Origin of the sequence: Aestuariimicrobium sp. G57, assembly GCF_050110855.1 — a bacterium.
Classification (GTDB): Bacteria; Actinomycetota; Actinomycetes; order Propionibacteriales; family Propionibacteriaceae; genus Aestuariimicrobium.
In genome coordinates this window covers 321282-344570 of record NZ_JBNINW010000003.1, presented here as the reverse complement: position 1 = coordinate 344570, position 23289 = coordinate 321282, and the positions used below count along the sequence as shown (strand labels likewise).

The 23289-nt window shown below is 67.9% G+C and carries 22 protein-coding genes and 1 tRNA gene; 11 read left to right on the top strand and 12 right to left on the bottom strand.

The window, feature by feature from the left end; genetic code table 11:
- The 3 genes from ACQCX5_RS08675 to metB form a co-directional block, all read right to left on the bottom strand.
- A complete protein-coding gene (locus tag ACQCX5_RS08675) occupies window positions 1-885 on the bottom strand; it encodes a MetQ/NlpA family ABC transporter substrate-binding protein (protein ID WP_434541630.1) in 885 nt (294 codons plus the stop codon).
- Between the two features lie 213 nt (window positions 886-1098).
- The gene (locus tag ACQCX5_RS08670; RefSeq protein WP_434541629.1) at window positions 1099-2493 is read right to left on the bottom strand and encodes a DUF4032 domain-containing protein; all 1395 of its coding nucleotides are present in this window, start codon (window positions 2491-2493) and stop codon (window positions 1099-1101) included.
- Between the two features lie 63 nt (window positions 2494-2556).
- The gene (gene metB / locus ACQCX5_RS08665) at window positions 2557-3732 is read right to left on the bottom strand and encodes a cystathionine gamma-synthase (RefSeq protein ID WP_434541628.1); all 1176 of its coding nucleotides are present in this window, start codon (window positions 3730-3732) and stop codon (window positions 2557-2559) included.
- A gap of 50 nt (window positions 3733-3782) precedes the next feature.
- On the opposite strand from metB, the gene ACQCX5_RS08660 reads away from it, so the two are divergent.
- Complete coding sequence (locus ACQCX5_RS08660; RefSeq protein WP_434541627.1) at window positions 3783-5051, top strand: MFS transporter; 1269 nt, start codon at window positions 3783-3785, stop codon at window positions 5049-5051.
- An 87-nt stretch (window positions 5052-5138) separates the two neighbouring features.
- Window positions 5139-5552: a hypothetical protein gene (locus ACQCX5_RS08655; protein ID WP_434541626.1), complete on the top strand. Its 414-nt coding sequence runs from the start codon at window positions 5139-5141 to the stop codon at window positions 5550-5552.
- A gap of 14 nt (window positions 5553-5566) precedes the next feature.
- Here ACQCX5_RS08655 and ACQCX5_RS08650 read toward each other — a convergent pair whose 3' ends face one another.
- The 6 genes from ACQCX5_RS08650 to ACQCX5_RS08625 all read right to left on the bottom strand — a co-directional run bounded on the left by ACQCX5_RS08650 (window position 5567) and on the right by ACQCX5_RS08625 (window position 13492).
- Window positions 5567-6469, bottom strand: a complete 903-nt coding sequence (locus tag ACQCX5_RS08650) for a rhodanese-related sulfurtransferase (RefSeq protein WP_434541625.1) — start codon at window positions 6467-6469, stop codon at window positions 5567-5569.
- 3 nt (window positions 6470-6472) lie between these two features.
- Complete coding sequence (locus tag ACQCX5_RS08645; RefSeq protein ID WP_434541624.1) at window positions 6473-7066, bottom strand: MarC family protein; 594 nt, start codon at window positions 7064-7066, stop codon at window positions 6473-6475.
- A 102-nt stretch (window positions 7067-7168) separates the two neighbouring features.
- Complete coding sequence (locus tag ACQCX5_RS08640) at window positions 7169-8266, bottom strand: ABC transporter ATP-binding protein (protein WP_434541623.1); 1098 nt, start codon at window positions 8264-8266, stop codon at window positions 7169-7171.
- A 304-nt stretch (window positions 8267-8570) separates the two neighbouring features.
- Entirely contained in the window at window positions 8571-10331 is a 1761-nt protein-coding gene (locus tag ACQCX5_RS08635; RefSeq protein WP_434541622.1) for a serine hydrolase, read from the bottom strand.
- Between the two features lie 4 nt (window positions 10332-10335).
- On the bottom strand, window positions 10336-11625 hold the full coding sequence (locus tag ACQCX5_RS08630) for an exo-beta-N-acetylmuramidase NamZ family protein (protein ID WP_434541621.1): 1290 nt from the start codon (window positions 11623-11625) through the stop codon (window positions 10336-10338).
- Window positions 11626-11689: 64 nt separating this feature from the next.
- Window positions 11690-13492 (bottom strand): glycoside hydrolase family 3 protein, encoded by a 1803-nt coding sequence (locus ACQCX5_RS08625; RefSeq protein ID WP_434541620.1) that lies wholly within the window; start codon window positions 13490-13492, stop codon window positions 11690-11692.
- 262 nt (window positions 13493-13754) lie between these two features.
- On the opposite strand from ACQCX5_RS08625, the gene ACQCX5_RS08620 reads away from it, so the two are divergent.
- Window positions 13755-14558, top strand: coding sequence for a DedA family protein (locus tag ACQCX5_RS08620; protein ID WP_434541619.1), 804 nt, complete (start codon window positions 13755-13757; stop codon window positions 14556-14558).
- Between the two features lie 28 nt (window positions 14559-14586).
- Here the strand turns inward: ACQCX5_RS08620 and ACQCX5_RS08615 are convergent, their stop codons facing one another.
- A complete protein-coding gene (locus ACQCX5_RS08615) occupies window positions 14587-15417 on the bottom strand; it encodes a DUF4352 domain-containing protein (RefSeq protein ID WP_434541618.1) in 831 nt (276 codons plus the stop codon).
- A gap of 233 nt (window positions 15418-15650) precedes the next feature.
- On the opposite strand from ACQCX5_RS08615, the gene ACQCX5_RS08610 reads away from it, so the two are divergent.
- The 6 genes from ACQCX5_RS08610 to ACQCX5_RS08585 all read left to right on the top strand — a co-directional run bounded on the left by ACQCX5_RS08610 (window position 15651) and on the right by ACQCX5_RS08585 (window position 20778).
- A complete protein-coding gene (locus ACQCX5_RS08610) occupies window positions 15651-16580 on the top strand; it encodes a DUF222 domain-containing protein (protein WP_434541617.1) in 930 nt (309 codons plus the stop codon).
- A gap of 386 nt (window positions 16581-16966) precedes the next feature.
- Window positions 16967-17116: a hypothetical protein gene (locus tag ACQCX5_RS08605; RefSeq protein WP_434541616.1), complete on the top strand. Its 150-nt coding sequence runs from the start codon at window positions 16967-16969 to the stop codon at window positions 17114-17116.
- 147 nt (window positions 17117-17263) lie between these two features.
- Window positions 17264-17932, top strand: coding sequence for a hypothetical protein (locus tag ACQCX5_RS08600; protein WP_434541615.1), 669 nt, complete (start codon window positions 17264-17266; stop codon window positions 17930-17932).
- Window positions 17933-18168: 236 nt separating this feature from the next.
- On the top strand, window positions 18169-18639 hold the full coding sequence (locus ACQCX5_RS08595; RefSeq protein ID WP_434541614.1) for a hypothetical protein: 471 nt from the start codon (window positions 18169-18171) through the stop codon (window positions 18637-18639).
- Between the two features lie 29 nt (window positions 18640-18668).
- Complete coding sequence (locus tag ACQCX5_RS08590) at window positions 18669-20192, top strand: serine/threonine protein kinase (RefSeq protein WP_434541613.1); 1524 nt, start codon at window positions 18669-18671, stop codon at window positions 20190-20192.
- A 64-nt stretch (window positions 20193-20256) separates the two neighbouring features.
- Window positions 20257-20778 (top strand): MarR family winged helix-turn-helix transcriptional regulator, encoded by a 522-nt coding sequence (locus ACQCX5_RS08585; RefSeq protein ID WP_434541612.1) that lies wholly within the window; start codon window positions 20257-20259, stop codon window positions 20776-20778.
- On the opposite strand, the gene ACQCX5_RS08580 is transcribed toward ACQCX5_RS08585, so the two are convergent.
- Window positions 20730-21353, bottom strand: a complete 624-nt coding sequence (locus ACQCX5_RS08580; protein ID WP_434541611.1) for a class I SAM-dependent methyltransferase — start codon at window positions 21351-21353, stop codon at window positions 20730-20732. The genes ACQCX5_RS08585 and ACQCX5_RS08580 overlap by 49 nt on opposite strands.
- A 106-nt stretch (window positions 21354-21459) precedes the next feature.
- Here ACQCX5_RS08580 and ACQCX5_RS08575 point away from each other — a divergent pair.
- A tRNA-Thr gene (locus tag ACQCX5_RS08575) sits at window positions 21460-21535 on the top strand.
- A gap of 13 nt (window positions 21536-21548) precedes the next feature.
- Here ACQCX5_RS08575 and manA read toward each other — a convergent pair.
- Entirely contained in the window at window positions 21549-22760 is a 1212-nt protein-coding gene (gene manA, locus ACQCX5_RS08570) for a mannose-6-phosphate isomerase, class I (protein ID WP_434541610.1), read from the bottom strand.
- Between the two features lie 194 nt (window positions 22761-22954).
- Between manA and ACQCX5_RS08565 the strand changes: the two genes are divergently transcribed.
- On the top strand, window positions 22955-23287 hold the full coding sequence (locus tag ACQCX5_RS08565) for a DUF3263 domain-containing protein (RefSeq protein WP_434541609.1): 333 nt from the start codon (window positions 22955-22957) through the stop codon (window positions 23285-23287).
- Window positions 23288-23289: the final 2 nt, after the last annotated feature.

Here is a 23289-nt window from a genome sequence, read left to right as displayed (position 1 = left end):
TCACTTGAGCGACGCGGTGACGTCAGCAAGGATCTGCTGCAGTTCCGCAGGGGTCTTGGTCACCAGCACTGCGGAGTTGCCGGAGTCCTTCTGCAGTGCGGCCTGAACGTCCTTGTCGGCGAAGAGCTCAGCGAGCTTCTTCAGCTGGACGTTCTCGGCGTCAGCCTTGCGCACGACGAAGATGTTGATGTAGGGCTCGGCCGCCTTCGACGACGCATCATCGGCGTAGAGCGCCGTCTTCGGGTCGAGGCCCGCGTCATTGACGAAGTCGTTGTTGACCACGGCACCGTCGATCGACGAGAGCGAGGTCACGGTCTGCTGGGCATCCATCGGCGAGACCTTGACCTTCGAGGCAGCCTGGTCGATGTCCTCTTCAGCGGCGACCACACCGGTGCCGTCCTTGAGCTTGAGCAGGCCGGCCTGCTGCAGCACATGCAGTGCACGTGACTTGTTGGTCTCGTCATTGGGAACGGCGATCTGGCCGCCCTGCGGGATGTCCTCGAGCTTGGTGTGCTTCTTCGAGTACAGGCCCAGTGGGTAGATCGCGGTCGAGGCGATCGGCACGAGGTCGGCGTTCTGGTCCTTGTTGTAGCGGGCCAGATAGAGGATGTGCTGGAACTGGTTCGAGTCGAGCGAGCCGTCCTTCACCGCCGGGTTCTCGGTGGTGTAGTCGGTGAAGTCCTTGATCTCGACCTTGATACCAGCGGCCTCGGCCTTCTGCTTGTAGATCGTCCACTGCTCCTGCGAGGCGCCGACGACGCCGATGGTGATCGGCTTGTCAGCGCCATCGCCAACGGTGTTGGCGCTGTCCGAACCGCAACCCGCGAGCAGCAGGGCGGTGGCAGCGGTGAGCGCCACGATGGACTTGGTCCAACGCTTGAACATGGGTGTTCCTTTCTTCAGGGGCAACAAGCCCCTTCTCCGCCGCCCCGTCGGACGGCGTGTGGTGTGTCGCCGTCATCCGCCCGGGGGCGCATGGCGGCGGGCAGCCGCGGATGCGGCAAGGATCACGACAAGCGATCCACTACCCAACTCAGTCAATGATGAACCACACTGCGCTGATTCCCGCAACCGGGTCACCGTGACCGAGTTGTGATCCTACTGCTGGTTGCCCTTGGCCTTCGCACGCAGTGCGGCGATGTCGAAGGTGTTGGCGCTGGCCAGGTCCACCTCTTCGGCGGACTCTTCCCAGGGGTCGAAGATGGGCATCTCGTCGGTGTCCTCGGCGAAGCCCTTCGACGGGTCATACGGGTTCACCGGGGTCATCCCGGTCTGGGTGACCTGCACCATTGACTCCTGCGAGACGGCCTCGTCGGGCAGCGCGCGCAGGTACTGGTCGACATAGCTGTGCGCGGCCTCGTGTGTGCTGACCTCGCGGTGGAACTCCTGGGACTGGTACCAGCGGTGGTCGAGCACCTCGTGGAAGAACTGGGCATTGTCGCGCTTGCCGCGCAGTTCGGGGGGAATGGCGGCGACCACGGGCTCGTAGACCTCGGTGAGCCACTTGTGCGCCACGACTGCCTCGTCCATGTGGCCCAGGTTGCGGGCGGCGCGGAAGGTGTCGAGGTCGTTGAGCATGCGCCGGGCCTGGTTCTCTTCGGCATCCAGACCCGTCAGGCGCAGCAACCGGCGCGAATGGTGCCCCGGGTCGACGACCTTGGGCTGGATCCGGATCTGGTCACCGGTGGGCGAGGTGCGGATGTCGAGTTCAGCGACGTCGAAGCCCAGGGCGTTGAGCCGGCGCACGCGTCCCTCGATGCGCCCCACCTCACTGCCATGGAACGATTCGGCACCGGTCAGCTCGCGCCACAGTTCTTCGTAACGCTTCTCGATGGTGTCGACCAGGGCGAGCGGGTCAAGGGACGAATCGAGCAGGCCGCCCGCCTCGAGGTCGAGGAACTCGCCGAACAGATTGGTGCGGGCGATGGTGAGGTCGTGCATGCGCTGGCCCTTGGTGAGCACATCGTGCAGTTCGCCGGTCTCGGCGTCGACCAGGTGCGCGGCGAACGACTCGGCGTCGCGGCGGAACAGCACGTTCGACAGCGACACGTCGCCCCACAGGAACCCGAACAGGTGCAACTGGGCCAGCAGCACGACCAGCGCATCGATCAGGCGCAGCACCGTCTCTTGGCGCACACCGGAATGGAACAGCGACCGGTAGGGCAACGAGAACGACAAGTGCTTGGTGATCAGTATCGGGTCGAGCGCCTCACCGGTCGCGGTGGTGCGGCCGCTGACGACGGCGAGTGGTTCGACGCCGTGGGCGCCGAGTCGGCGCAGGTCGTGCAGCAGCCGGTACTCGTGCAGCGCGAGGTGCTCGATGACCTCTTTGGCGGCATAGACGTCGTCACCGACGCGGATGAAGCGCACCACGTGGCGCGAGATGCCCCGCGGCAGTGCCACGAGCAGGCCGGTGGGCCACGCCTCGAGTGGCGTCGCCCAGGGCAGGGCGATCAGCCGGGAGTCGGGCTGGGCGGAGAGGAATCGTGGCACGGACCCATTGTGACAGGGCGCGCCGAACGCTGTCACCCCTAGTCAGACAGTGGTCAGACGGGATCAGACCGTGGTCGCGGCCGCCCGGTCGAGCCCGGCCGTCAGGTCGGCGACCAGGTCACTGGTCTGTTCGATGCCGATCGACAGGCGCAGCAATCCCTCGCCGATGCCGGCGAGCTGCTTGGCATCGTCGCTCATCGCGCCGTGCGTCATTGAGGACGGGTGCACGATCAATGACTCGACCCCGCCCAGTGACTCGGCCAGCACGAACCAGTCCAGGCCGTGGCACATCGCGTCGGCAGCTGCCCGCCCGCCGGCCAGGTCGAAGCTGACCAACGAGCCGAAGCCGTGCTGCTGGCGGGTGGCGATGTCGTGGCCCGGGTGGTCGGGCAGGCCGGGGTAGTGCACCCTGGCCACGGCCGGGTGGTCGACGAGCAGCGCGACCACCGCCCGGGCATTGGCCTCGTGCATGCGCAGTCGCACGTCCAGGGTGCGCAACCCGCGCAGTTGCAGCCAGGCGTCGAAGCTCGACCCGGCGACGCCGGTGGTGTTGGCCCACCAGTCCAGCTGCTCGGCCAGCTCGTCGGTGCCGGCTACCAGGGCGCCGCCGATCACATCGGAATGCCCATTGATGAACTTGGTGGTGGAATGCAGCACCACGTCGGCACCCAGCGTGAGGGGTTGTTGCAGCAGCGGCGAACAGAACGTGTTGTCGGCGAGCACCACCGCGCCGGCGGCATGGCCGAGCTCGGCGACGGCGGCGATGTCGGTGATGCGCAGCAGCGGGTTCGAGGGCGTTTCGACCCAGACCAGGTCGGCCGGGGTGGAGAGCGCGGCGCGGGCGGCATCCGGATCGGACAGGTCGACCCAGTCGACCTGCAGCTTGCCGTCAGCGCCCAGCCGGTCAAGCAGCCGCCACGTGCCCCCGTACAGGTCGTGGGCCGCGACCACGCGGCCGGCGGCGGGCACGAACGCCATGATGGCGAGCGTGGCCGCCGACATGCCCGAGCTGGTGATGACGGTGCCCGCACCCTTCTCGAGGGTGGCGAGTGCCTGCCCGAACAGGTCGCGGGTGGGGTTGCCCGAGCGCGAATAGGCATAGTCGGGTTCTTCACCGATCACGGGGAAGGCGAAGTTCGTCGACGGGTACCACGGCGGCACCACGGCGCCGTGCTGTGTGTCATTGCTGATCCCCTGGCGCAGGGCGCGGGTCACCAGGGTGGGCTCGGGCAGATCCATGGGACACGAGGGTAGTGCAGCGTGCAGTCGTCGGGCGTATGGTCACGGGCGTGGATGAGACGGGGGCGGGACACGCGGCCGGGCAGGCAGCCCGATGGGCCGGCCATCGTCCGGGCAGCACCGGCTACCGCCGATTGATGGCTGCGTTGTTCCTGGCCGGGGTCGCCGCCTTTTCGCAGTTGTACTCGCCGCAGGGCCTGCTGCCGCTGATCGCGGCTGAGCGGGGCATGAGCCCGGACGAGGCCTCGCTGGTGGTGTCGATGGGCACGCTGGGCCTGACCGTCGGGGTGCTGCCCTGGTCATACGCCGGCGACCGCTGGGGGCGGCGGCAGTGCATGGGGGTGGCGCTGGTCGCCGCGTGTGTGTTCGGGCTGGGTGTGTTCATGGTCTCGGCCGTGCTGGGGGACGCGTCGACGGCATGGCCGCTGATGCTGGGGCTGCGGTTCGCGGAAGGTTTCGCGCTCGGCGGCATCCCGGCGTTGGCCCTGGCCTACCTGACCGAAGAGGTGCACGTGATGGCGGCACCGATCGCGGCGGGCAGCTACATCTCGGGCAACACGATCGGCGGGCTGTCAGGACGCATCATCGCCGCGCCGGTGGGGGAGCAGTTCGGCTGGCACATCGGCCAGCTGGCCGTGGTCGTCGTGGCGACGCTGTGTGCGATCGCGTTCGTGGTGGTGGCACCGCCGGCGAAGCGGTTCACCCCGCGCACGACCACGTGGCGGCGCGGGGTCACCGACGTGGTCGACAACGTGAAGTCGCCACGGCTGGTGGTGCTCTATGCCCAGGCATTCCTGCTGATGGGCGGGTTCGTGGCGATGTACAACTACCTGGGCTTCCACCTGTCGGGGCCGCCGTTCAACCTGCCGCTGTGGTTGACCGCATTGGTCTTCCTGGCCTACCTGGCGGGCACCTGGACCTCGCCGCAGGCAGGGCGCCTCGCCGCGCGGAAGGGGCGTCGTCCGGTGCTGCTGGCCTCAGTGGTGGTGATGCTGGTCGGGGTGCTGGCCACGCTGGTCGCCTCGTTGCCGGTGCTGCTGGTGGCGACGCTGGTGTTCACGGGCGGGTTCTTCGCGGCGCACGCGGTGGCCTCGGGCTGGTCGTCGGCGGCAGCCACCGGCGGGCGGGCCCAGTCGGCGGCGTTGTACACGCTGAGCTATTACGCCGGGTCGAGCCTGTTCGGCTGGCTCGGTGGGGGATTCCTGACGCGCTGGGGCTGGCCCGGGACGGTGCTGATGACGGCGTCGCTGGTGGCGTGCGCACTGGTGCTGGCGTTGGTGGGTCTGCCGCGTGAGTCGCGGGGTTCGCGGGACGGGTGAGCTGCGCGTGGTCCGGGTGCAGCCGGGGAAACCCCGGAGGCGGGGCCCGCCCGGCAGGCATAGGCTGATCGGGTACAGGAGGCCGCCATGTCCACACCCCCTCAACCGCCGCACGGCTTTCGCCAGATCCGGCCGCAGCAGCCGAGCCCGCGCCCGCGGCCATCGCAGCCCGACCAGATCAGCCATGAGGACGTCGAGGCCCTCATTGGCACCCGCCGTGACCTCGGCGCCGACTACGAGCTGGCCCTGATCGACAGCTTCACAGAGCGTATCGAACACACCATCAACGCCCGCGCCGCGGCCGAGGTGGCCCGTCGCAACCTGCCCCAGCCCGCACCCCGTGGGGGTGGTCAGCAGACAGCGCTCGGCATCATCTCGGTGGTGATGATGGTGCCCATCGCCATCACCCTGGGCGTCAACGGGGCGCTGTTCGCCCTGGTGCTCGCCGTGCTGGGCATCGTGGGCGTCAATGTCGCCCACGCGTGGTTCCACCGCCGCTGAGCTGCTGGGCAGCCCTACCGCCCCTGGACCGCGTGCGCCGTGCACCAGTTCTGGTCGTCCGCGCAGTCGGGGCACGTGACAAGGCGTTCCTGGCACGGCGGGTGGCTGCAATTCTGCAGCCGCGAGGTCGCCGCGCCACAGCGGTGGCAGCGTCCGATCACCGTCGGGTCGGGGCCAAGGTCGACCACCGAGCGCCCATCGAAGACCGTCAACGCACCCTGCCACAGGCCCGAGTTGCCGAACCGCTCCCCGTAACGGACGATGCCGCCGTCGAGCTGGTAGACCTCTGTGAAGCCGCGGTTCTTCATGAGCACCGAGAGCACCTCGCACCGGATGCCGCCCGTGCAATAGGTGATGACGGGCTTGTGCTTGAGGTGGTCGTACTTGCCCGAGTCGAGTTCGGTGATGAAGTCGTGGGTGGTCGAGGTGTCGGGGACGACCGCGTCCCGGAACCTGCCGACGGCAGCCTCGACGGCGTTTCGCCCGTCGAAGAACACGGCGTCCGGGCGCGCAGCGACCAGCTCGTGCACCTCGTCGGGGCTCAGGTGCACGCCACCGCCGACCACGCCGGACTCGTCGACCACGAGTTCGTCGGGTGCGCCGAAGCTGACGATCTCGTCACGGGCGCGCACGCGCAGCTTTGGGAAGTCCTCGGAGTAGCCGTCGGCGTCGATGCCTGAACCCTGCGACCACTTCACGTCGAGCCCGCTGAAGCCCGGGTGCTGGCGGGTGGCCTTGACGTAGGCCTTGCACGCCTCGACGGTGCCGCCCAGTGTGCCGTTGATGCCGTGGCTGCTGACCAGGATGCGGCCGCGGAGCTTGAGCCGGGTGCACAGTTCCCATTGCCACAGCCGCACGGACTCGGGGTCGGCCAGCGGTGTGAAGTGGTAATAGAGCAGGATCTTCGGTGTCGCCACGGCTCAGCCCTGGAAGAATGCCCTGAGGCCGTCGAGCATCATCTGGACGCCGATCATGACGAGCACCATGCCCATCAATCGCTCAGTCGCGACGAGCGCACGGTCGCCGACGAAACGCTGCAGCCAGCCGGCGCTGAGCAGCACCACGGCCGACACGCCCCAGGCGAGCAGCAGCGCCAGCAGCCACCAGCCGATGTGCGAGATAGGGGCAGAGCTGACGACCAGGATCTCGGTGGCCAGCAGCGACGGCCCGGCCAGGTAGGGCACCGCCAACGGGACGATGAACGGCTCGCCCTTGGTGACCGGCTCGGCCAGGTTCGCCTGCGGCGACGGGAACACCATGCGGATCGCGATCAGCAGCAGGATCACACCACCGGCGACGGTGAGTGCCTCCTGCGACACGTGCAGCAGGTTGAGCAGTGTGCGACCTGCCGCCATGAACACCAACATGATGAACAGCGCAATGAGCAGTTCGCGCAGAATGACCTTGACGCGCCGCTCAGGGGCGGTGTGGCGCAGCGCGGCCAGGAACAACGGCACATTGCCGAGCGGGTCCATGACCAACAAGAAGGTGAGCGCTGCCGAGGTCCAAGTCACCACGGCAATGTACGGGCACGCTCGAGGCGGACGCAAAGCAGGGGGTCCGACACCTGCTGGTGCCGGACCCCCTGCGGGTTCACGCCTGGACGATCAGCCTGGTCAGCTGATGCGGTCCTGGGTGGCGTTGCTGAACACGTGCACGTGGTCCTGGTCGACGCCGAGGCGCACCTGGGCACCGCGCTGCGGTGGGCGGCGCGACGAGATGCGGGCGACGATCTGCTGGGCGGTGATGCGCTCGTCCTCGGTGAGGCCCGAGAGCGTGCCGTACAGGTAGGCGTCGGCGCCGAGCTCTTCGACGACGGCCACGTCGAGGCCGATACCCTCGCCGGTGTCCGAGAGCACGAAGGTCTCGGGACGGATGCCGAGGGTCAGGGTCTCTTCGCCCTTGGCCTTGTCCAGGATCTCGCGGGCCACCGGCACGACGTAGTCACCGATCTGCACGCCACCCTCGACGACCTTGCCCTGCATCAGGTTCATGGCCGGCGAACCGATGAAGCCGGCGACGAACAGGTTCTTCGGGGTGTCATAGAGGGCCAGCGGGCTGTCGACCTGCTGCAGCTTGCCGGCGCTCATGACGGCGACACGGTCGCCCATGGTCATGGCCTCGACCTGGTCGTGGGTCACGTAGACGGTGGTGACGCCCAGGCGCTGCTGCAGGGCAGCGATCTGGGTGCGGGTCTGCACACGCAGCTTCGCATCGAGGTTCGACAGGGGCTCATCCATCAGGAAGACCTGCGGGTCACGCACAATGGCGCGGCCCATGGCCACGCGCTGGCGCTGACCACCGGACAGGTTCTTCGGCTTGCGGGTGAGGAATTCCTCGAGGCCCAGCAGCTTCGCGGCCTCGAGCACGCGCTTCTGGCGGTCAGCCTTGGGCACGTTCTGCATCTTCAGTGCGAAGCCCATGTTGTCGGCGACCGTCATGTGCGGGTAGAGCGCGTAGTTCTGGAAGACCATCGCGATGTCGCGGTCCTTGGGCGGCAGGTCGGTGACGTCACGGTCACCGATGTGGATGCTGCCGGCGTTGACCTCTTCGAGGCCCGCCAGCATGCGAAGGCTGGTCGACTTGCCACAGCCCGAGGGACCGACGAGCACCATGAACTCGCCATCACCAATCTCGAGGTTGAGCTTGTCAACTGCCGGCCGCTCAGAGCCGGGATAGATGCGCGTCGCATCATTGAATGTGACCTTGGCCATGCCAATTGTCCTTTCCACGGGCAGGTACGTGCCCGACGATCCGTAGTGGAAAAACGATCCCCGCGACCTCGCGGGCATCCTTCCCGCCCTTGTGGGGCGGACACCCCGGCGAACCGGAGCGCTGGGTTGGAACGATAACCGACCCACCGGCCGGTGTACAGAGCCTACGCACCAGGTGAAACCGTTCTGTGACCACCCGCCCCTTTGTGTCGGGCGCGGTCGGGCGCTTGGGGGGGGTGGACGAACACACTGCCGCCGGCGGCACTGGAGGTGTCGCCGGCGGCAGTGTTGCCCCGCTGTGGACTCAGAGGGCGGAGGGCGTCCAATTGGTCACGGTCAGCAGCGATGCGTCGTCCTCGGGTGAGATGTTGACCCCACTGCCACGCACCTTGATGTTGTCGACGTAGACGCCGCGCCCGACGTACAACGAGTCGGTCTTCACCTGCCAGCGCACGACCACCTGGTCGCCCGCAGGCACCTGCGCCTCGGCCTTCAGCCACCGCCGCAGCCCGCTCATCGCCAGCATGCCGTCGATTTCTGCCTGCTTGAACTCGCGGTCCTTGAGTCGATAGGGCAACGCCTGGAAGGTGGTGCCACCATCGGTCGAGACCTCGAGGGTGAAGGGGTCGGTATTCTCGACGTCGATGAACAGGTCGAAGCTCAGCTTCGCCTGACCCGGCAGCGCCAGCGGCAGGTCCATCGTTGCCGTGGTGCGATCGGTGGTGCCGGTCATCCAGGCCGTGGCGCCCATGGTGGGACGCACCGGCATGGCCAGCGCCATGCCCTGTGCCCAGTCACGCCGCGGGGGATTGACCCCGCCCCAGCTGCGCGACGGGTGCACCCGGTTGGTCAACAGGATGGCGAACGACCGCGAACTGAAGTCGATCACCAGGCTGGTGCCGGTGTACCCGGTGTGGCCTGCGGTCTCGGGGCCCGACAGTCCAGCCATGTACCAGCGCTGGTCGAGTTCGAAGCCCAGCCCGTGGTTGTCGCCCGGGAAAGCCTCGTTGAAGTCGGTGATCAGCAGGTCGACCGAGGACGCCGCCAGGATGCGCTTGCCGGCGTAGGTGCCGCCGTTCAGCAGTGCCTGGGACAGGATCGAGAGGTCCTTGGCCGTCGAGAACACGCCGGCATGCCCGGCGACGCCGTTCAGCGACCAGGCGTTCTCGTCATGCACCGAGCCCCAGACCATGCCCCGGTTGGGGACAACCTGGTATTCGGTGGCGGCGGTGCGGCGCTGCTCGGTGGGGTTGTAACCGGTGTCGACCATGCCGAGCGGACCGGTGACGTGGTCGGCGACCACCTGGTCGAGGGACTGGCCACGCAGCTTCTCGACGATCAGGCCCAGGGTGATCAGGTTGAGGTCGGAATACAGGTAATTGGTGCCCGGAGTGGTGGTTGGCGTGGCATTCATGACGGCCGCGATACGCGCGTCGTAATCGGGCTGTGACCACAGCGGCAGCCAGGCCACCAGGCCCGAGGTGTGGGTCAGCAGCTGGCGGACGGTGATGACGTCCTTGCCGTTGACGCCGAACTCGGGCAGGTAGGTGGCCACCGGTTCGTCGAGCGAGAGCTTGCCCTCTTCCATCAGCTGCACCGCCACCAGCGAGGTGAAGAGCTTCGAGACCGAGGCCAGGTCATAGATGGTGTCATCGGCGACCGGGATGCGCTCCGACTCGGGCAGCATCGTGGTGGCGTCCTTGTAGAGCAGGGCGTAGCCGTTCTTGGCCTGGCTCACGATGGCGCCGTCGTGGCCCATGACGGCCACGTAGCCGGGGTAGAGCGGGTGCCCGTTCGCCTGGGGCAGGGTGTAGCCGTCGAGTTTGGCCTTGGCAGCATCGATGGGTGCCGGGTTGAGTCCCTTCTGCTCGGGGGTGGCGGTGGTCAGTTGGGTGTTCTGGGGCATGTAGCCCTGGTACGACGTGGTGAAGTCGGCGGCCGTGGCCGCCGGGGCGACCAGCCCGAGGGTCAGGCCCAGGCTGGCGGCCAGGGCGATGCCGATGCGGACGGCGGAGCGCTTCGTGCGCATGCGGGTGGTGGACCGGGTGGTGAGGGGGTTCGTCATGGGGTCAGCCCCTCTTGCCCGGGTAGATCAGGTACTGCTGGCGCATGGCGTCGAACGCGGCCAGCTCGGCCTGCCAGGCCCCGACCACCTCGTCGGCCGAGGCGCCGGCATTGATCTGGGTGCGCAGCCGGCTCGAGCCGGTGAGCTTGTCAATCCAGTTGTCACTGCGCCAGGCGAAATCGGTCGGGTAGAGCGACTTCAGTGCCACCAGCATCTCGACCCCGACCCGGATGGCATCCAGGGCGTGCGGGTCGGTGATGTGCACCTGCACGCCACCGCAGATCGCGCCGGTGTGCTTGCTGAAGGTGGGGGTGAAGTACGCCTCGCGGAACAGCACGCCCGGGATGTTGCGGGTATTGAGCCGCTCGGCCCAGCGGTAGTCGACATAGGGCGCGCCGACCAGTTCGAACGGACGAGTCGTGCCACGCCCCTCGGACAGCGTGGTGCCCTCGAACATGCAGGTGCCGGGGTAGAGCAGCGAGGTGTCGGGGGTCGGCATGTTCGGGCTCGGCGGCACGAACTTGAGGTTGGTCTCGGCGAACAGGTCGCGGGGCGCCCAGCCCTTGGCCGCGATGATGGTGAGTTCGCTGAGCTTGGCGCCGCCCTCGTCCTCGGGCAGGAACTCGCCGTTGAACAGTTGGGCGAGCTCGCCGGCGGTCATGCCGTGCTGCTGGACGATGGCCTCGAGGCCGACGAAGCTGGTGAACGGCTGGGTCATCAGGGGACCCTTGGCGACACCGCCGACGGGGTTGGGACGGTCGAGCACCATGAACCGCACGCCGGCGCGTACGCAGGCGCGCATGGCGTTGTACATCGTCCAGATGTAGGTGTAGAAGCGTGAGCCGACGTCCTGGATGTCGAAGACCATGGTGTCGATGCCGGACGTCTGGAAGATGGTGGTCATCCTGGAGACACTGGCGCCATAGAGGTCATAGACGGTCAACCCGGTACGTGGGTCGATGCTGGTGCCCTCGGACCCGCCGGCCTGGGCGGTACCGCGGAAGCCGTGCTCGGGGCCGAACACGCCCAGGATGTCGAGGTTGGCAGCCGCCATGTTGTCGACGATGTGGGTGCCGTCGGCGAGGATGCCGGTGGGATTGGACAGGATGCCGAGCTTGCGGCCCGTGAGCGCTGCCCAGCCCTGGGCGGCCTGGACATCTGCGCCGGTCTTGACGACGGTGCCAGAACCGGTGACTGCGGCGTGCGAGGTGGTCGGGGCAGCAAAGGCTGCGGCCGTGGTGGCGACCGCGGCGGCGGAGGTGCCGCCGATCAGGAGTCGTCGATTGAGAGGCATGAGTGGTCTTCCCTTATCAGTAGGTGACGTTGTCAGTAGGTGAGGCGGTCAGTAGGTGAGGCGGTCAGTAGGTGAGGCCGAGGCCGTAGGGGTAGACGATCGTGGTGACGTCATCGCGTGCGGGCAGGTCGACGGGCAGCTTGCCGCTCGGGTTGACCGCACCGGTGAGCACGCGCACGAGCGAGCCCGGGGTGACCGGCGAGTACGAGTAGGTCGCGACCTTCGCGTTGGCCTCGACATAGGGCAGGTCGTAGGGGTCACGCATCGCCACGACGATGACCGGCTTGCCGGTGTTGCGCAGCTCAGCGATGAGCGTCTGCTGCCGGGCGTTGTTGCCGAAGCGCAGGTTGTTGGTGAGTACGACGATGACCTCGGCATCCGCGGACTGGGTCACCGCTGACGCGATGGTGGTGGCGCTGGGCTGGGTGCCGGTCTGCAGGTGGGTGCTGGGGTGCCCTGCGCTGGTGAGCTGTGCGCTGACCAGGGCGGTGGTGCTGACACCCCAGCCCGTCACGAACACCTTCTTGCCGGCTGCCAGTGGCAGGATGCCGTCGTTGGTGACCAGCGTGACAGTGCGGTCGCTGATCGCATCCGCAATGGCCTTGTGCTCGGCATTGCCCACGTAGGCGGGCACGGCTGCCTCGTCCGCGTAGGGCTGGTGCACGAAACCGCGACGGTACTTCAGGCGCAGGATGCGTTCCAGCTTCTGGTCGATCTGCTCCCAGGTCAGGCGACCCCCGGCGATGGCCTGCTTGATGGCGGCCATGGCCTCGAGCGGCTTGGGCGCCATCAGCAGCTGGTCGCAGCCGGCCTCGAGGGCGCGGACAGCCACTTCGTCGTCGCCGTACTTTTCGCGGACGCCCGCCATGGTGAGCGCATCGGTGACGACGACACCGTTGTAGCCGAGTTCTTCGCGCAGCAGACCCGTGAGGATCTTCTTCGACAGGGTCGCGGGGTCACCCGAGTCGTCGAAGGCAGGCATCAGCAGGTGCGCGGTCATGACCATGTCGACACCGGCGGCGATCGCGGCCCGGAACGGCGGGGCGTCGATGGTCTCCCACTCCTCGCGGCTGTGGTCGATGACCGGCAGGCCGTAGTGCGAGTCGGTGGCCGTGTCGCCGTGACCGGGGAAGTGCTTGGTCGAGCTCGAGACCCGACCGCCCTCCTGGTAGCCCGTGACCTGGGCGCCGGCCATCGCCGCGACCAGTTCGGGGTTGGACGAGAACGACCGCACGCCGATCACCGGGTTCAACGGGTTGACGTTGACATCGGAATCGGGGGCGAAGTTCACATTGATGCCGACAGCACGCAGCTCTTTGCCGGTGATGTCGGCCGCCTGCTTGGCGTCGGCGACGCTACGACCGGCACCGAGGGCCATCGAGCCGGGGAACTGGGTGGCGGGTGCTCCGAAGCGGGTGACGACACCCATCTCCTGGTCGGTGGCGATCTGCAGGGGGACTTCGGACTTGCCGGACGCAGTGATCGCCGCGCGCTGCAGCCCGTTGCTGAGTTTGGCCACCTGGACGGGGTCCATGGTGGTGCCGGTGGGGCCGTAGGAGTCGGTCCAGGCGAAGTAGATGACGCCGCCCAGGTGCAGCTTCGAGACGACGTCCGAGGGCTTCTCGTAGCCGTACTGCGGCAGGTTGCGCCTGTCGGGGCCGTCAGCGGTCGAGCCGTAGACCTCCTGGATGAAGAGCTGGCCGATCTTCTGGTCCTCGGTCATGCGTCCGATGGCGGACTTGACCCAGGGGGTTTCGTTCTTCTTGGGCGATGCGCTCGCGTAGTTCGAGCAGGCTGCTGCGCCAGCCACCCCGGCCGTGGCGGCCAGGAAGATGCGGCGGCTGAGGGATGAATCGAGGAAAGCCACGATGCCTCATTTCGATTGCCGGGGGGTCGACGTCGACCCCCAGTTGATGCGGTGTCGTGAGGCTAGGCGTGGAGGTGCAGGGTGTGCACGGATTGAGCGAAATCCTTTTCTCTGATACTTGTTTTGTAACGATGTGTTTGGTAGTGGGGGCAGGAATCACTGCACCTTGAGCGCTCTCAGCAGTTGTTCAGGGTCGGTGAGCGATCGCACGCGGTGCGTGCGCAGTTCCGTGGGATGCGCTGCCCCGGGTACCCTCGTGTGCATGCAGCACGACTCCAGCGGGTCGGATCCCACCCCCCGCGCCGAGCCCCCTCGCGCCGATGCCTCCGCCTCTGATGCGTCTGTGCCTGCCTCGTCCGTCGCGGCACCGCGACAGAAGGAGTGGTGGGAGGAAGAGGGCATGCCCTGGAAGCAGAAGCCCGGCCGTGAGGACTACTGGTGCATGGGCTGGATCGCCTTCATGGGCTTGTTCGGGCTGGCCATGCTGCCCCTGCGCGGGTGGCTGCTGGGGCTCAACCCGCAACTGCTGCTCGGCATCACGGGGTCGCGCAGCGGCGCCGCAGCCGTGGGGGCCCTGGCGTCGCAGGGTCTGGCGCCGCACTGGGTTTGGTACCTGTTGGCCGGCACCATCATGTCGATCAAGTTTGACTGGGTGTTCTGGTGGGCGGGCAAGCTCTGGGGCCGCGGCATGATCGAGGTCTGGGCCGGTCGGTCCGAGCGTGCCGCCAAGAGCTATGGACGAGCAGAACGCTGGGCCCAGAAATTGGGCTGGCTGGGCATGTTCATCGCCTATGTGCCGATCCCCCTGCCGCTGATGCAGGTGATCTTCGTGATGTTCGGCGCCTCGAAGATGAGCCTCAAGCGCTTCGTCGTGCTCGATTTCCTGGCCAGCACGACCTGGTTGCTCTTCTACATCGGGCTGGGCTGGATGATCGGTGAGCCGGCGGTGAAACTGCTGCAGGAGTATGCCAAGTACGCCAACTACGTGGCGATCGCGCTGGTGGTCTTCGTCATGGGCACGGTGATGTTCGGCCAGAAGAAGAGGCCACAGGCGCCGGTGGCCTGAGGGGCCACCGACGCCTGGGGTGCAGCGCTCAGGCCAGCGAGATCTTCTGGCCCTTGTCGAACAGGCCGCCCTTGACCTGGGCCTGAACCGGCTTCGCATCAGTCGGGATGTCGAACCACACCTTGCCCTTGATGGTGTTGCCCGGGTTGATCTCTTCGAAGGCAATGGCGCCGTCGACGAACAGGATGTCATCCGAAGGGGAGTATTCGACGTCGCTGCCGTCGAGCAGCTTGATGTCGTCGTCGGTGAACCACGTGGCCTTCTTGCCGACATTCTTGACGACGACGTCGACCACACAGAACTTGCCCTGGGGCTTGAGGGTGCCGGTGAGGTCGGTGACCGTCACGCCGCACTTGAAGTTGGACAGTGTGTACTGCAGGTCTCCCGACGTAACGGCAACACCGAGCTTGTTCTCGGCGGGCTTGGTTTCGGCGGGCTTGGTTTCGGCTGCCTTGGTTTCGGCGGGCTTGGTTTCGGCTGCCTTGGTTTCGGCTGCCTTGGTCTCGGCTGCCTTGGTCTCGGCCGTCGACGCGGCGGTCGAAGCGGGGGCGGCCGTGCTGGCGTCGTCCCCGCCGCCGCTGATCATGCCCCACAGCACGAGGACCGCCACGATGCCGCCGACGATGGCCAGGCCCTTGCGGGACTTCTTCTTGGGCGGCTGGGGCGCCGCCTGCAGGAACTGCGGCTGCTGGGGGTACTGCTGACCGGGCTGCTGCTGGCCGGGCTGGGGGCCGTACTGCTGACCCGGCTGGGGGCGGAACTGCTGACCGGGCTGGCCCGGGAAGGGGGTGCCGCTCTGGGGCGACATGGGGAACTGGTTGCCGCCCTGGGGCGGCGTGGGAGCGCCATTGTTGGCCATCGGGATTTCCTTTGCTGGAACCGGAGTGGATCGCGGGCGACAGCTGGCTCCTGGCCTTCTGGAAGGCCGGAAGTCGACCCTGCTGCGTCCGTGATTTCAAGGTAGGGAGGGGGTCTGACAAAAAGTTCTGCACAGCTTCGTCGTGGGGCTTTTGTGGGGCTCGATGGGCGTCTATGAGTGGAACACGAGTTCGAATCAGCGGTGTTTCGACGTGGTTGGGGTGGGGGTTGGTTGTGGAGCGTGAAGATGTCGACGAGTCGGTGAAGCGGGCGATGGTGGTTGGTTTGCGTGAGGCTCATGTGGCGCAGTGGAGGGCTGAGGCGGAGTCGTTCCGGTTGATGACTGAGGTGGCGGGGTTGTATTTCGTGGTGCCCGGTGGTGGGTCGGGGTCGGTGCTGGCTGGGGAGCGTCTGGAGGCGTTGGGTGGTGAGGGGGTACCGCTGGTGGGGGAGTTCTGTGTGGTTGAGGTGGCGCCGGTGCTGGGGTTGACCACGGATTATGTGCGGGCGACGAAGGCGTCGGCGCTTGATCTGCGTTACCGGTTGCCGCGGACGTATGAGTTGGTGATGGCGGGTCGGTTGCGGGTGTGGCAGGGCCGGGCGGCGGCGTCGATCACCCACCAGCTGTCGCGGGCGGTGTGTGCCCGGGTGGATGAGGAGTTGTCGGCGTTGGTGGGGTCGATGCCGTGGTCGCGGTTGGAGAAGGGGCTGCGGGCGCGGGTGATGGAGCTGGACCCCGGGGCTGCGCAGCAGGGGCGTGGGGCTGCGCGTCGGGGGCGTCGGGTGGAGTTCGGCCAGTCGGGGGACGGCATCACTGATGTGGTGGGGTTCCTGGATGCGGGTGATGCGGTGTTCCTGAATGCGCAGTTGTCGCGGATTGCGGGGATCCTGCGCGAGGGTGGGAGTGCCGAGAGTCTGGAGGTGCGGCGGGCGGTGGCGTTGGGGGTGTTGGCCTCGCCGGCGCGGGCGTTGCAGTTGTTGCAGGCCTCCCTGACCGAGGAGTTGCCGGAGGGTCTTGACCCCGAGTGCCCGGCGCGCGGGCAGCGGGGGCATGTGTGTGGGCAGGTGGCGGTGGACCCGGACCGGTTGTTGCCGAAGGTTGACCTGGTCGTCCATCTCACTGATGCGACGTTGGCGTCGGGTGAGGGTTGGCGCGGTGTGTGACGTCGGGGCCGGGGCGGTTGGTGGCGGGTCCGTTGTTGGCGGGGTGGGTGAAGGACCTGGTGGGGCATGCGCGGGTGGTGGTGCGTCCGGTGTTGGACCCGGATGGGGTGGCACCGGTGGATTCGTACGAGGTTCCGGCGAGCATGCGGCGGGTGGTGGGCTTGCGGAGCCCGGTTGAGGTGTTCCCGTTCGCGAAGCGGGTGAGTTTCGGGTTGGACCTGGACCATACGAGGCCGTGGGAGTCGTCGAGGCGGGCGTAGGTCGACCAGCAGGGTTCCCCGGTCGGTGCCGGTGAGGGTGTGGTGGGGCAGCCGTTGACCAGGACCGACAATTTGGGGCCGTTGTCGCGGCGGGTGAATCGGGCGAAAACCCATGGCGGGTGGCGGTTGACCCAGCCCGCGTCGGGGGTGTTCTTGTGGACCTCGCCGTTGGGGTTCGGCTACCTGGTCACCCCGAGCCAGTCCTGGATGATCACTGACCCGACCGGCCGGATCCTGCCGAAACACGGCACCGCTGCAGTACCCCAGATCGCCTGACCAGCAGGGCCCTGGTTCTTGTCGTGACCCGCCAGCATGGGTGCTGGCGGGCCATCGGCATGCCCCGGGGCGGTCCAGGCAGGGTAGTTGTCCACAGATCGTGGAATCGGGCTTTCGGGTGGCCCTTGGGTGGGTGATGATGGCGCCGTGTCCAGACGCCTGCGCCGCGCCCCCCTCGTCCCCCTCGGCATCGTTGTTGCCGGTGCTGTGCTGCTCGCGGGGTGCCAACCCAGCGGCGGCAGCACCTCGCCGATGCCGACGGTCTCGCCGATCCTGCAGACGACCCGCAGCAGCCCCAGCCGCACACCGACCGCGCCAAGCAGCTCGGCTGCCACCACCCCGACCCCGACGCCGACGTGGGTGGTGTCGGTGAAGCCGACCACCCCCGAACAGACCGCGGCGCTGACTGCTGAGGCCGACCGGGTGTTCCGGGAGTACATGAAGCTGCGGTACTCCTACGAGGCCAAGGGCGGCGTCGCCGGACCACTGCCCGATCCACTCAAGAAGTACCTCACGGGCAACGCCGCGGGCTTTGTCGAACAGATCCTGCAAGACCAGCATCAAGCAGGTGCGACGTACGAGAACGCCGATCGGGTGACCTTTGTGCTCGTGAAGTCTCAACCCCCGACCCTGAACGGTGCGGCGCTGATCTCCGTCGAGTTCTGTGAGGATGCCCGGGCGGTGACGGTGGTGGAGCGTGACGGGAAGCGGTTCTCGGCGGGGTTCATCGCGCATCATGCGGAGTTCGCGTGGGCACAGGGGGCACTGAGAATCTCGGACTTCGATGCAAGTGAGGCGAAATCATGCGTCGGCTGATTGCGGTGCTCGTGGCCTCTGTCCTGGTGGCGGGGGCGGGACATGCCGTGTTCATTCCGCAGGCGGCTGCAGAGCAGGGTTGTCGCTTGGTCAAGACACTTCGTCGAGTTCTGCTCGTCTGTGACGTTGTGGAGACTTCCACCCCGGATAACCCCAATGACCCCGCGGCCCCGAAGGACTGGGAGTGTCTCGCTGACCCGAGGACCAACTTCGACACCTGCCGTGCAGCCCCCGGTGTGAACGTCGCCGCGGTGGCCCGGCAGGCCTCGCTGGCGATGCAACTGCCTCCACCCAAGCCGGTGATCGGGCCCGACCCTGCCCGCAACCAGTGGAACATGATCCCCGTCGGGTTCCCGATCTGGATCTGGACCACCCACCCCACCACGCTCACCCACACCACCACCCAGCAGGGCATCACCATCACCATGACCGCCACCGCCGGCCCCACCATCGTGAGCTTCGGAGACGGCACCGCCATCACCTGCACCACCACGACCCCGCGCCCGCCCGTGCTCGACCCGCCAACCCCCTCGCCCACCTGCGGCCACACCTACCAGACCAAGGGCAACTACCAGATCAGCGCGACCACCACCTGGTCGATCACCTGGCAGGCCCTCGGCGAGACCGGCACCGTCACCATCCCCCGCACCGCAGCCACCCCTCTGCGCGTCGGCGAACTCGTCGCCGTCATCGTCCCCGACCGCTGAGCCCGGCCGCGAGCTAGGCTCGTCCGGTCATGGATGCACCAGCCAACGTCTTCGCAGGCCGCTACCTGGTGGCCGGGCCGCTCGGCCCGTCCACCGAGTGGCGGGCCGTCGACCCCCAGGGTCGCTCCGTCGTGCTCTCGACCCACGACCTGCCTGCCCATCCGGTGCACGACTGGCCGGCGCGCCTCGAGTCCGTACGAAGAGCGTTGGTCGGCGTCGTCCACCCCAACGTCGTGCCGGTGCTCGACCTGGCCACTCACGACCGCACGTTGGCTGTGGTCACCGACCCGGCAGCCGGCCCCACCCTGGCCGGCGTGCTGGCTGATGAGGGCACGCTCGCGCCCAGCGAACTGACTGCGGTCGGCGCCCAGGTGGCCCAGGGCCTCGCCGCGCTGCACGAGGCCGGCCTCACGCATGGCGCGCTGTGTGCCGACAATGTCTGGCTGCACGAGTCGGGTGGCCTGCTGGTCGCTGGGCTGACCGGGTGGGCCGAGCCCCGGCTGCGCGCCGACCGGCTGATCGCTGCCGGCCCCGATGCAGACGCCGACCTGCCGTGGCGCGCACCAGAGATGGGGGCCCCCACCCCACGGTCAGACCTGTACGCCCTAGGGGTGCTGCTCTATGAACTGGGCTGCGGCGTTCGCCCCTTTGCGGGCGACAAGCACGCGTTGCTGCACGCCCACGCCAATCTGGCGCCCGGTCGCCCGGCCGGCGTTCCCGACCCCATCTGGCAACTGATCACCGAGTTGCTGGCCAAGGACCCGCAGTGGCGCCCGGCCAGCGCCGCCGACGTCGCAGGCCGACTCGGCCAGGTGCACGACCGTGTGCAGGGGCTGCCGGCCGCCACCCCGATCGATGTTCCGCCCGCACCGCTGGGCCCGGTGGCACCCAGTTCGCCGCGCACCCCGCCACGGCCCCGCAACCCCTACGCGTTGCGGCCGCGGACGACCGCCAGTCCTGCTGCCCAGGGACCGCAGGCCGCCAACCCGTATGCCGTGTCGCGGCCGCAGGCCCCGAACCAGCCCTACGCCCTCGACCGGGCCCGCTTGCAGCAACAAGCCGCCGACTCCGGTGGCAGGCGCAACGCCGTCATGCTGGCAGTCCTTGCTGTCGTCATCGTGTTCGGCCTTGCCGCGACGTACTTGCTGTTGCGGCCAGACAGTGACCAGGCGACCCCACAAGCGTCCCAGCCCACCTCGGCCCCTGCCCAGCGGTCGTCCGCGCGCCAGAGCTCGGACGCCCCCAGCACCGAGCAGCCCAGCACCGAGGGGTCATCCAGCCAGCCCACGCCCACCGCCCCGTCCAGCACGCCGCCGGTGCCGTTCCCCGACGGCGTGCGGGAGTGTTCCCCGGCGCTGGGTGCCAACCGGGCCACGTCGTGTGAGTTCGCGGTCAACGTCGAAACTGCCTGGCGGGCGGGCACCCGCACGGGCACCACGACGGTGACGGCGACCAGTCCGGTGACCCAGCAGACCTACACCATGACCTGCACCCTCGACGCCCTCGCCGTGTGCACGGGCGGCAACAACGCGGCGGTCTACATCCGCCCGTGACTGGTTACTTAAACAAACAACTGATAGGATGATTGAACGAGCAAACGAGGACGAGGGGTGCAGGATGGCGACGAAGTGGCTGAATCCAGAGGAGCGCGAGGCGTGGATCCGACTGGTGGCACTCGTTGAGCTGATGCCCAACGTCTTCGACGCCAGGCTGCGCCACGATGCGAAGCTCGTCTATTTCGAGTACTACGTGCTCGCCATGCTGTCAGAGGCGGACGACCGCACGCTGCGCATGAGCGAACTTGCCGCCATGACCAACGCGACCCTGCCGCGGCTGTCGCATGCTGTGCGCCGGCTCGAGCAGCGCGGCCTCGTCGAGCGCTTCCCCTGTGCCGAGGACGGCCGCTCGACGAATGCCCGACTCACCGACGCGGGCCTGGGGCTGGTCGTCGAGACCGCGCCGAAGCACGTCACCCACGTGCGCTCCGCCATCTTTGATGCCCTGACCGAAGAGCAGGTCGCCCAGCTCAGCGAGATCTCGGGTGCTCTGCTGCAGGGGCTGGCCGCGGTCTCGGACAAGCAGGTGCCGCCTCAGGCGAGGCTGAACACCGCCACCAGGAAATTGTCGCCCTCGCGATAGGGCCGCAGGTCCCAGGTCGACAGCGCCAGGTCGAGCGTGAGCCCGGCAAAGGTCGCGTCCTGCACGAACTCACTGAAGTCATAGCCGCGGCCGGCGCCGAACCCAACCACCGCTCGTCCACCGGGAGCCAGGTGGGTCGCGAAGCGGCGCAGCACCTCGGCACGGGTCGACTCGGCGAGAAAGCCCATCACGTTGCCCGCACACACGATGGCGTCGAAACCCTCGGTGATGCCACGCGATGGCAGGTCGAGCACGGCCAGGTCGCCCACGAGGTAGGTCGGGCCTGCATGGTCGGCCTCGGCGGCATCGATCAGCCCGGGGTCGACGTCGACGCCGACGACGCGGTGGCCGAGCTTGTGCAGGTAGCCGGTCAGCCGACCCGGGCCGCAGCCCGCATCCAGGATGTGCGCCCCACGCCCCACCATGGCGTCGATCATGCGGGCCTCGCCGTGCAGGTCCTGACCCTGGGCGGCCATCACCTTGAACCGGTTGATGTAGCGCTGGGTGTGGTCGGGATCAGCCTCGATGATGCGGATCCACTTGGACGGCTCAGGGGCCTGCAGTTGTTCACTCACCCGGCCAATGCTAGTGACGTGGCCCACAGCCGACGCGGCGGGGTGGGGCCTGCCGATTTCCCCCACACGCGCACGGTCGGCACAATTGGGGGAGCCCAAGAGGCATGCCCCCTTAGCTCAGCGGCCAGAGCATCTGTCTTGTAAACAGAGGGTCGCGGGTTCGACTCCCGCAGGGGGCTCCAGGCTGACCCGCGCTCACGCCCCCGCGTAGATGCCCGCCGCGGCCAACCATGCCACGGCATCGCCGTTGACCCGCACGACCTCGCCCGCCGGGATGAACAACGACCGGCCCTTGACGACCTCGACCGTCTCGTCGGCACCGGAACAGGCCAGGTAGCCGTCCTCGACGAGCAGGATGCGCGCGCCCTCGCTGGCCGGCAGCAGCAGCGGCTCGTTGCTGCTGGCGCCACGTCCGAGCTCGATGTGCCACAGTGCGAACTCTGGGCTCGGGGTGGGGTAGCGCGACAGCCCCGGCGCCTCGGTGACGGGGTCGACGAGCATCGTCGGCTGCCCCACGAACTCGACGACCTGCACCAGCCCGTCGACGTCGATGTGCTTCTGGGTCAGCCCGGCGCGCAGCACATTGTCGCTGCTCGCCATGATCTCGATGCAGGTGCCCTTGAGGTGGGCGTGCATGTTGCCGGGGTTCATGAAGACCGCGTGCCCCGGCTCGAGGTCAAGGCGGTTGAGCAGCAGGCCCGCCAGAATGCCCGGGTCGCCGGGGAAATGCTCATCCAGCTCGATTGCCGTGCGGGCAAAAACGCCCAGCTCGCCGCGGTCGTCGACATGGCGCAGGGCGGCGGCCACGACCTGGTCGACCAGCCCCTGGTGCTGTTCGGCGAGCGACAGCGCCACCAGGAAGACCTCGGCCAACGCCGCCTCGCCGACACGGTTCTTGAGGGCCCCGATGACGGGGTTGAGTTCTGGCCCGGCGTCGAGCTTCTCGAGCAGGTCGGCGGTCTGGCAGGCAGGACGAAACCCGCTCAGGGTGCTGAATGGGGTGAGGGCGACGGCCATCTCAGGTTTGGGCCACGGGTCCTTGAACGAGCGCCTGGGATCGTCGAGGGAAACGCCTGCGGCGTTCTCGGCGTCGAAACCCGCCTCGGCCTGGGCGCGATTGGGGTGGGCCTGCAGACTGAGGGGCTGGCTGGCCGACAGCACCTTCATCATGAACGGCAGCGTCGGCCCGAACTGCTCGACCGACCGCGTGCCGAGCAACTCGGGGTGGGCGTTGATCACCCGCAACAGGTCTGCCTGCTGTTCGGGCAGCGTACTCGGCGACTTCGGGTGCGCCCCGAGCCAGAGCTCAGCATGGGGCTCGCCGGTCGGTTCGATGCCGAGCAGCGCAGGGATCGCGTCATGCGACCCCCACGCATAGGCCTGGACTGTGCCTTCGAGCAGCATCATCGCTAGGGTCAGCCTTGTCGTGGTCGGGGGCAGGCAGCACCGCCCGGATGGCGTCACTGCCAGCCCGGTCGGGCGTTGGCGAGCACAGTCTATCCGGGTGCGTGATCAGCCATCAGGGCCGCCGTGCCCAAACGCCGCGGCACCGTCACGACGATGAATGACATCACTGTCATTCGCTCGCTAGACTGGCCCGCATGTCAGTGTCCCGCCATGCCAGCCGTGCCCACGCCAGCACCGTCAGCCTCGTCGCCGACCCCCACGGCGCCCCGGCAGCCGGCCACCTGAGCGAGCGTGACGCGGCGATCCTCGAGTTCGAGAAGTCGTGGTGGGCCGCTGACTCCTCGAAGACGAGCGAGATCCGTGAGCGCTTCGGCATCTCGACCACCGCCTACCACCAGATCCTCAATGCACTGTTGGACGACCCGGCCGCGCTTGCCGCGCAGCCGCTGCTCGTGAAGCGACTGCGCCGCCTGCGCGACCAGCGCCAGCGCCAGCGGTCCGCGAGCCGGCTGGTGCAGCACGGCTGATC

What these genes read in the sequence shown, in the direction of transcription:
- ACQCX5_RS08620 (WP_434541619.1), top strand. Translation starts at nt 13,755, where the DNA reads ATGCAGCACGACTCCAGCGGGTCGGATCCCACCCCCCGCGCCGAGCCC.
- ACQCX5_RS08590 (WP_434541613.1), top strand. Translation starts at nt 18,669, where the DNA reads ATGGATGCACCAGCCAACGTCTTCGCAGGCCGCTACCTGGTGGCCGGG.
- ACQCX5_RS08565 (WP_434541609.1), top strand. Translation starts at nt 22,955, where the DNA reads ATGTCAGTGTCCCGCCATGCCAGCCGTGCCCACGCCAGCACCGTCAGC.
- ACQCX5_RS08630 (WP_434541621.1), bottom strand. Translation starts at nt 11,625, where the DNA reads ATGCCTCTCAATCGACGACTCCTGATCGGCGGCACCTCCGCCGCCGCG.
- manA (WP_434541610.1), bottom strand. Translation starts at nt 22,760, where the DNA reads ATGATGCTGCTCGAAGGCACAGTCCAGGCCTATGCGTGGGGGTCGCAT.
- ACQCX5_RS08640 (WP_434541623.1), bottom strand. Translation starts at nt 8,266, where the DNA reads ATGGCCAAGGTCACATTCAATGATGCGACGCGCATCTATCCCGGCTCT.
- ACQCX5_RS08615 (WP_434541618.1), bottom strand. Translation starts at nt 15,417, where the DNA reads ATGGCCAACAATGGCGCTCCCACGCCGCCCCAGGGCGGCAACCAGTTC.
- ACQCX5_RS08635 (WP_434541622.1), bottom strand. Translation starts at nt 10,331, where the DNA reads ATGACGAACCCCCTCACCACCCGGTCCACCACCCGCATGCGCACGAAG.
- ACQCX5_RS08585 (WP_434541612.1), top strand. Translation starts at nt 20,257, where the DNA reads ATGGCGACGAAGTGGCTGAATCCAGAGGAGCGCGAGGCGTGGATCCGA.
- ACQCX5_RS08675 (WP_434541630.1), bottom strand. Translation starts at nt 885, where the DNA reads ATGTTCAAGCGTTGGACCAAGTCCATCGTGGCGCTCACCGCTGCCACC.
- ACQCX5_RS08655 (WP_434541626.1), top strand. Translation starts at nt 5,139, where the DNA reads ATGTCCACACCCCCTCAACCGCCGCACGGCTTTCGCCAGATCCGGCCG.
- metB (WP_434541628.1), bottom strand. Translation starts at nt 3,732, where the DNA reads ATGGATCTGCCCGAGCCCACCCTGGTGACCCGCGCCCTGCGCCAGGGG.